The organism is Amycolatopsis sp. WAC 04169, assembly GCF_003947535.1.
Classification (GTDB): domain Bacteria; phylum Actinomycetota; class Actinomycetes; order Mycobacteriales; family Pseudonocardiaceae; genus Amycolatopsis; species Amycolatopsis keratiniphila.
Map to the genome: position 1 here is coordinate 366,566 of NZ_QHJI01000012.1, position 6,528 is coordinate 373,093.

General features: G+C 69.3%; 7 protein-coding genes. 4 read left to right on the forward strand and 3 right to left on the reverse strand.

Annotated features, from left to right (window positions below):
- The first annotated feature begins 58 nt into the window (after window positions 1-58).
- Window positions 59-1,288, forward strand: a complete 1,230-nt coding sequence (locus tag DMC61_RS33280) for an NADH:flavin oxidoreductase/NADH oxidase family protein (RefSeq protein ID WP_125694262.1) — start codon at window positions 59-61, stop codon at window positions 1,286-1,288.
- Here DMC61_RS33280 and DMC61_RS33285 read toward each other — a convergent pair.
- Window positions 1,232-1,987, reverse strand: coding sequence for a Pr6Pr family membrane protein (locus tag DMC61_RS33285; protein WP_125694264.1), 756 nt, complete (start codon window positions 1,985-1,987; stop codon window positions 1,232-1,234). The genes DMC61_RS33280 and DMC61_RS33285 overlap by 57 nt on opposite strands.
- A gap of 117 nt (window positions 1,988-2,104) precedes the next feature.
- Between DMC61_RS33285 and DMC61_RS33290 the strand changes: the two genes are divergently transcribed.
- From DMC61_RS33290 to DMC61_RS33300, 3 genes are all read left to right on the forward strand, one after another.
- Window positions 2,105-2,914 carry an NBR1-Ig-like domain-containing protein gene (locus DMC61_RS33290; RefSeq protein ID WP_125694265.1) on the forward strand — a complete coding sequence of 270 codons (810 nt, stop codon included), beginning with the start codon at window positions 2,105-2,107 and terminating at the stop codon, window positions 2,912-2,914.
- A 180-nt stretch (window positions 2,915-3,094) separates the two neighbouring features.
- On the forward strand, window positions 3,095-3,436 hold the full coding sequence (locus DMC61_RS33295; RefSeq protein ID WP_016337171.1) for a hypothetical protein: 342 nt from the start codon (window positions 3,095-3,097) through the stop codon (window positions 3,434-3,436).
- Window positions 3,433-3,810, forward strand: coding sequence for a hypothetical protein (locus tag DMC61_RS33300; protein WP_037340871.1), 378 nt, complete (start codon window positions 3,433-3,435; stop codon window positions 3,808-3,810). Before DMC61_RS33295 ends, DMC61_RS33300 begins: the two co-directional genes overlap by 4 nt.
- 71 nt (window positions 3,811-3,881) lie before the next feature.
- Here DMC61_RS33300 and DMC61_RS33305 read toward each other — a convergent pair whose 3' ends face one another.
- Window positions 3,882-5,393 carry an ATP-dependent DNA ligase gene (locus DMC61_RS33305; protein WP_125694267.1) on the reverse strand — a complete coding sequence of 504 codons (1,512 nt, stop codon included), beginning with the start codon at window positions 5,391-5,393 and terminating at the stop codon, window positions 3,882-3,884.
- A gap of 37 nt (window positions 5,394-5,430) precedes the next feature.
- Window positions 5,431-6,273, reverse strand: coding sequence for a helix-turn-helix transcriptional regulator (locus DMC61_RS33310; protein WP_125694269.1), 843 nt, complete (start codon window positions 6,271-6,273; stop codon window positions 5,431-5,433).
- Window positions 6,274-6,528 lie beyond the last annotated feature (255 nt).

Sequence of the window (6,528 nt, forward strand, 5' to 3'; positions counted from 1 at the left end):
CGAGTATGTTACTTCGAGTAGGGATACTGCTCGGTAGGTAACGGCGGGAGAGAGCGCGATGAGCGAGCCCAAGGAACTGCTGGCCGAGCCGCTGAAACTGCGATGCGGCGCGACCCTGCCGAACCGGCTGGCCAAGGCCGCGCTCAGCGAACAGCTCGGCGACCGCCGCAACCGGCCGACCGCCGAACTGGCCGAGCTGTACCGGACGTGGTCCCGCGGCGGCGCCGGGACGCTGATCACCGGCAACGTCATGGTCGATCCGACCGCGCTGGGCGAACCGCGCAACGTCGCGGTGCCCCGTGAACCGGACGCGACCGAGTTCAAGCCGTGGGCGCGGTCGGTCGACGGCACCGAGTCCCGGTTGTGGGCCCAGCTCAACCATCCAGGCAGGCAGAGCCCGCGCTTCCTCTCCCGCCGGCCGGTCGCGCCGTCGGCGGTGCCGTTCAGCGACCGTGGCATCCGCTCGGTGTTCGCGACACCGCGCGCGCTCACCGTCGGCGAGATCGAGGCGATCATCGATCGGTTCGGGGTGGCCGCGCGGACCGTCGTCGACGCCGGGTTCGCCGGTGTCCAGATCCACGGCGCGCACGGCTACCTCGTGTCACAGTTCCTTTCGCCGCTGACCAACCAGCGCACCGACGGCTGGGGCGGCGACGCGCTCCGGCGCCGCCGCTTCCTGCTCGAAGTCGTCGCCCGCGTGCGCGCCGAAGTCGGCGACGCCGTGCCGATCGCGGTCAAGCTCAACAGCGCGGACTTCCAGCGCGGCGGTTTCAGCGAAGAGGACTCGCTCGAAGTCGTCCGCGAGCTGGGTGAAGCGGGCATCGACCTGCTGGAAGTTTCCGGCGGGACCTACGAGAAGGCCGCCATGATGGGCTCGGCCAAGGCGAGCACCCTCAGCCGCGAGGCCTACTTCCTCGACTACGCGGCGAAGGCGCGGCAGGTCACCGACGTCGCGCTGATGGTCACCGGCGGCTTCACCAGCCCGGAGGGCATGGCGGAGGCGCTGCGTTCCGGGGCGCTGGACGTCATCGGCCTCGGCAGGCCGCTGATCGTCGATCCGGCGCTCCCCGGGCGGCTGCTCGGTGGCGAGGAGGTCCGTGCCCAGCGCACGGCGCCGAAGACCGGCATCCGGCTGGCCGACAGCCTGCTCGAGATCCAGTGGCACACCCAGCAGATGCACCGGGTGGCCGCCGGGAAACCGGTGGACCGGCGGCTCGGGGCGGTGCGGACGCTAGTACGTGCCGGCGTCGCGGATCCGCTCAACGCTTTCCGCCGGGTCCGGGGCTAGTCCATCCATGCCCCCGCCGCCACCCTCAACGGAGGAGCTGCGCTCCCAGCCCCAATTCTCGTCGGGTTCGTCCCGGCGGCTGAACGTGCGGTCGAAGCCGACCGCGGCCGCCGCGAGACCGATGAACAGCACACCGATCAGCACGCAGTTGAACGCGACACCGCCGTAGCTGTTGATGCCCGGGTCGACGAACGGGTACGGGTAGAACCCGATGATCGCGCCGCGCACCAGCGTGACGGCGAGCCAGGCCAGCGGGTACAGCAGCGACCACCACAGGACCCGCCACGACAGCTGGCCGCGCGGGCCGAACAGCAGCCAGCCAGCGACGCACATCAACGGCGACACCTTGTGCAGCATCGTGTCGGCGAACACCGCCCAGCCGTGCAGTTCGTAGAGATCGGCGAGCGCGACCTGGAAGACGACACCGGTCACGGTGATGCCGACGAGGCCGGTGAGCCGCAGTACGCCGAACAACGTCGACCGGCCCGCGACGCCGAGCGCGAGCAGCAGGCTGCCGACGCCGACCAGGATGTTCGAGTCGATGGTGAAGAACGCGAGCAGGTTGGCCACCCGGCCGGCCGGGGTGTGGAAGGTGCCGCCGGTGGTGCCCGCGGAGACCGGGATCTGCGCGGCGAGACCGGCGATCACCACCAGTGCCGTCAGGCCGAACCAGGCACGCGCGATCTTGGAAGCCTGCATTCGCCCACTTTATGGGTGATCGGGTGAGGACGTCCCGTCACCACCGCACGCCGCCACTCGATCGGGGGCGGGACGCCGCCGGGTCTTCCCGCCCATCGGGTCATATCGTGGGAACCGATGGACGTCGAGCGGAGGCCCGGACGCCGCGGCCGGGTCGCGCGGGGTCCGGCGGAGGACAGCGGACCCGTCGCGGAGTTCGCGCGACGGCTGTGGGAGCTGAAACGGGCCGCCGGTGACCCCTCCTACGACCGGATGCGTGACGAGTACGGCGCGCTGGCGTCGAAATCGGCGCTTTCGGCCGCGGCCCGCGGAGAGCGGCTGCCCAGCTGGGAAACGTCCTGGGAGTTCGTTCGCGTGCTGGCCGTCGGAGTGCTCGGCGGCGACGAGGACGAGGTCCGCCATGAATGGCGCGGCGAATGGGAACGCGCGCGGGACGCGCTGACCGCCGGACCGGAACCGGTCGCCGTGAAGTCTCGCCGGACGGCGTTCGTCCTCGCCGGAGCCGTGGCATTCGTGCTCGTCGCGGCGCTCGTGTTCGTCTTCGCCGTCCCGTTCGGTTCCGAGCCCGCCGCGCCGGCCGGTGACGCGTCGGAATTCGTCGCCGACGTGACCGTGCCCGACGGCAGCGAGGTCGCGGCCGGGTCGGTCTTCGTGAAGACGTGGGAGTTCCGCAACGCGGGAACGGTCGGATGGGTCGGCCGTTATCTGGTCCGCGCCGGATCGTTCGGGAACCCCGGCGAATGCGCCACGCCCGAACGCGTCCCGGTGCCGCAGACCGCGCCCGGCGAGCGGGTGCGCGTCTCCGTCGAAGTGCGGGCGCCAGACCGTCCCGGGCATTGCCAGGTGTACTGGAAGATGGCCGACGAACAGGGCCACATCCTGCTGCCGAACACCCGCGCCGTGTTCTTCTCGGTCCGCGTCATTTGACCTTCCGGGCCGATGGTCAAAGCGCTGACCTGCGAGGACATTGTTTCTTCGGCCATGGCCATTTCGCGGCCGTGAATCGCTTCCGCGGCCGCTTCCGGCGCCCATAACGTCATCGGCGTCCGGGAATTCCGGACGGGGATTTTCCGAAACACTCTCACATTATTTGCGGAAAGGGAATCCATGCGTCCGTACGTCAAGGTCGCCGCACTGGCCGGGGCCGCGCTCACCGTGGCGCTCCTGCCGGTCACCGCCGCACAGGCGGCTCCGGCGCCCGCATCGGGCAGTGATCCGATCATCACCTGCGAATCCGGCTATCACGGCTGGATGCGCCGGGCCGGGAAGGACGCGATCTGCCTCAAGCCGGGCACGCGCACTTGGGACGTCAAGGTGTTCGAATGCGCCGGGGATCTGACGGTGCATTTCAAGAACGGTGAGAAGGCCTATTGCGGGGGGAACATGAAGATCGGCCTCGACCTGGCCGTCCAGTCCAATGTCGTCAAGACCGTTGTGGGGAACCGATGAAGAAGAAGCTGTTCGCCGTCGTCCCGGTCGCGCTGGCCGGCACCCTGCTGATGGCACCGTCCGCTTCGGCGGCGTCGAAGGTCTGTGAGGGCGGGCCGTTGATGGGCGGGAAGACGAAGGTCGTCGAGGTGAGTGCCGGGCAGAGCATCGACATCACCGTGCACAACCACGACTACCGGGGAATGCTCGTCCAGATCATCGACGACGTCTTCGACAAGGGGCTCTGGAGCGGGGCCATCGCGCCGGGCAAGGAGCGCACCGTCAAGCACGGCGTGCTCGGGGAGCCGCCGGTGTATCACAAGATCCGCTTCGAGGTGACCTCCAACCTCTCGAACAACTACACCTACAAGATCTCTTCGGACCGCTGCTACTGACGCGTTTAGTCCTCTGGATGCGGTCGTTGCACGCGCAAGGATCGCATTCAGAGGACGAAACGCGGGAGGGGTCAGGGCTTGAGGAGGCCGCGCACGGTGTCGATGGTGTCGGCGTCCGCGGCCTCCTTGTCCGGCCGGTAGCGAACGACCCGCGCGAAGCGCAGCGCCAGCCCGCCCGGATACCGTGTGCTCACCTGGGCCCCGTCGAGTTCGATCTCGACGACGAGTTCCGGCCGCACGTGGACCGCCCAGTCCGTGCGGTGGGTCTCGATCTCCTGGAAGGTCTTCGTCTGCCAGGCCAGCAGCTCGTCGGTCATGCCCTTGAACGTCTTGCCGACCATGATCGGCGGGCCGCCGTCGGGGTCGCGGGCGCCGAGGTGCAGATTCGACAGCGTGCCGGTGCGCCTGCCGTGCCCCCATTCCGCGGCGAGCACGATCAGGTCGATCGTGTGCACCGGTTTCACCTTGAGCCACGCGCGGCCACGGCGTCCCGCCGCGTACGGCGAAGCGAGGTCCTTGACCATCACGCCTTCGTGCCCGGCGGCCATCGCCGCTTCCAGCACCCCCTCGGCCGAGGCGGGCCTGAGTTCACCCGGGATGACGTGCTCGCCCGCGACCCGGTGCAGGGCCGCGTTCCGTTCGGAGAGCGGCGCGTCCAGCAGGTCGACGCCGTCGAGGTGCAGGCAGTCGAAGAAGTACGGCCGCAGCAACAGCGCCTTGACCTGCTCCTCGCGGCTGCTGCCGAACCGGCTCATCGTCTCCTGGAACGGCCTCGGCCTGCCGTCGTCGGTCAGGGCCAGGGTCTCGCCGTCGAGTACCACCGACGTGCACGGCAGGGAACGCACCAGATCCACCAGTTCGCCGACGCTGCCGGTGATCTCCCGCAGCGTGCGCGTGTAGATGTGCACCTCGTCGCCTTCGCGGTGGACCTGGATCCGCGCGCCGTCCATCTTGTACTCGACCAGCATCTCGGCGTGTTCGGCGATCGCCTCGTCGAGCGACTCCGCCGGGGAGGCCAGCATCGGCCGGATCGGCGTGCCCAGCGCCAGCTTGAACTCCGCCAGCCGCTCGCGGCCGCCCGTCATCGCGGCCAGGCCCGTCACCGGGAGCTGCCCGGACAGCATGAACGCCCGCCGCACGTCCTCGGCCGGGATCTCGGACGCCGCCGCGATGGCGTCCACCATGATCCCTTCGAGCGCGCCCTGCCGGAGCTCGCCGGTGAGCAGCCGGAACAGGAACTCCTGCTCCTCCTTGGTCATCTTGGTGAGCAAGGCCCGCAGCGTCTCCGCGCGCAGCTTCACCGACCCCGAACCCGACGCCGCCCCCACCGTGTCGAAGGCCGTGTCGACCTCGGCGACGGTCAAGGACGGCTCGGCCGCCGGGGCCGCGTCCAGTGCGGCCAGTGTCCGCCAGCCGGTGCCGATGCGGCCCTGCGTCGGCTGCCCGGTGAGGAACGCGATGACCGCGGGGAGCTCCAGCTCGCCCGCGGCACGCAGCACCGCGGCCAAGGTGGCGATCTTCGCCTTCCTGGACCTCGTGGCGGCCAGCTCGGCCGACGCGGTCACCACCGCGGAGAGCAACATGGATCCATCATGGACCCGGGCACCGACAGTTTCGCGTTCAAACGTGCGCGGGATCGGCGACCCAGCTCGCGAGCAGGCGGAGCGCGCGTTCGCTGTCGGAGCCGGGCTCGGCGGTGTAGATCACCAAAGCCTGGTCGGGATCGTCGGGCAGCCGCAGCGTCTCGTAGCGCAGCCGGAGCTCACCCACGATCGGGTTGATCATCACCTTCCACGCGTGCGCCTTCTCGCGCACGGTCTGCTTCGCCCACAGCTTCCGGAAGACTTCGCTGCCGAGGGAGAGCTCGCCGACGAGCTGGGCGAGGTACGGGTCGTCCGGATACCTCCCGCTTTCCGAGCGCAGGTTCGCGACGATCTCCTTCGCCACGGTTTCCCACTCGGGATGCAGCTCTCGGGCGTGATCGTCGAGGAAGAACATCTTCGGGACGTTGCGTTCCCCCGCCGGCCGCGAGGCCAGATCGAAGGAGAGCGAGCCACCCAGGGCATTCCAGGTGAGCACGTCTCCGTAGCGGCCGAGGACGAGCGCCGGGGAGTGGAGGGCGTCCAGCATCATCTGGAATTCCGGCCGGATCTTCTGTGTCTTCGGCCGTGCGACGCGTTTGCGTTTCGGGGCGGCCAGATTGCGCAGGTAGGTGGCCTCGTCACGATGCAGCCGCAGCGCCCGGCTCAGCGAATCGAGGACCGAGTCGGACACGTTGCGCGCCCGGCCCTGTTCCAGCCGCGTGTAGTAGTCGACGCTGATCCCGGCCAGCTGCGCCAGCTCCTCGCGCCGCAGCCCGGCGACCCGCCGCTGGTTGAACCCCGTCGGCAGGCCGAGGTCCGCCGGGTCCAGCGCCGCCCTGCGTGCCTTGAGGAATTCGCCCAGTCCGGCCGTCTCGGTCATGTCGACAAGTATCCCGGATCTCCTGGGGCCGGTGCCTGGTCCTGACAGACCCAGGCTGGGTCGTGACCGGCACCGCCGCGGGTGGCCGAGGCGTGTCGCGAAAGCCACTTGCGCGACGTTTGATGTCCCGAAAGAAGCTTCTATGTCAAGTCTGCTTTGAGTGCTTGGTAGATGGTGTTGGTGAGGTGTCGTTTGAGTGCTCGGAGTGCGGCTTTGGTGGTGGCGTGGGGGTGGTTTGTGGTCCAGGTGTCGCGG

Coding starts and splice junctions, on each gene's coding strand:
- DMC61_RS33280 (WP_125694262.1), top strand. CDS start 59: ATGAGCGAGCCCAAGGAACTGCTGGCCGAGCCGCTGAAACTGCGATGC.
- DMC61_RS33285 (WP_125694264.1), bottom strand. CDS start 1,987: ATGCAGGCTTCCAAGATCGCGCGTGCCTGGTTCGGCCTGACGGCACTG.
- DMC61_RS33290 (WP_125694265.1), top strand. CDS start 2,105: ATGGACGTCGAGCGGAGGCCCGGACGCCGCGGCCGGGTCGCGCGGGGT.
- DMC61_RS33295 (WP_016337171.1), top strand. CDS start 3,095: ATGCGTCCGTACGTCAAGGTCGCCGCACTGGCCGGGGCCGCGCTCACC.
- DMC61_RS33300 (WP_037340871.1), top strand. CDS start 3,433: ATGAAGAAGAAGCTGTTCGCCGTCGTCCCGGTCGCGCTGGCCGGCACC.
- DMC61_RS33305 (WP_125694267.1), bottom strand. CDS start 5,393: ATGTTGCTCTCCGCGGTGGTGACCGCGTCGGCCGAGCTGGCCGCCACG.
- DMC61_RS33310 (WP_125694269.1), bottom strand. CDS start 6,273: ATGACCGAGACGGCCGGACTGGGCGAATTCCTCAAGGCACGCAGGGCG.